This is a genomic window from Mesorhizobium sp. M8A.F.Ca.ET.218.01.1.1 (assembly GCF_004791165.1).
In the GTDB taxonomy this organism is placed as follows: Bacteria; Pseudomonadota; Alphaproteobacteria; order Rhizobiales; family Rhizobiaceae; genus Mesorhizobium.
The window spans coordinates 1-342 of record NZ_SRUZ01000107.1 but is presented as its reverse complement, the minus strand read 5'-3'; the positions used below and the strand labels follow the sequence as shown (position 1 = coordinate 342).

Sequence of the window (342 nt, the reverse complement as noted above, 5' to 3'; positions counted from 1 at the left end):
CGGCACGAAACCACATTCCCCATGGAACGTTCAAGCAGGATGGATACTATGACGGCTCAGGCTATCGCCCTTGAACGTACCGGCGGATGCCTCTGCGGCAAAATTCGTTATCGCGTCACCGCCGATCCACGTGTCCACTATTGCCATTGCGATATGTGTCGGCGTGCGACCGGTAGCGCCTTCGCGGTTCTTGCCTGGGTTTCGTCCGGCTCTGTCTCCTGGCTTTGTGAAGCGCCTGCCGTGCGTAGATCATCGCCTATCGCCCAGCGAGGTTTCTGTCAGGCTTGCGGTTCTCCGCTCACCCTTTCCTACGATGCCGACCCAGGTCAAATCGCGCTGCAT

At 58.8% G+C, this 342-nt stretch carries 1 protein-coding gene; it reads left to right on the top strand.

The annotated features are described in order from the left end of the window. Positions 1-21 precede the first annotated feature (21 nt). Positions 22-342: GFA family protein (locus EN861_RS36715; protein ID WP_348630919.1), on the top strand; the 321-nt coding region annotated here is incomplete at its 3' end.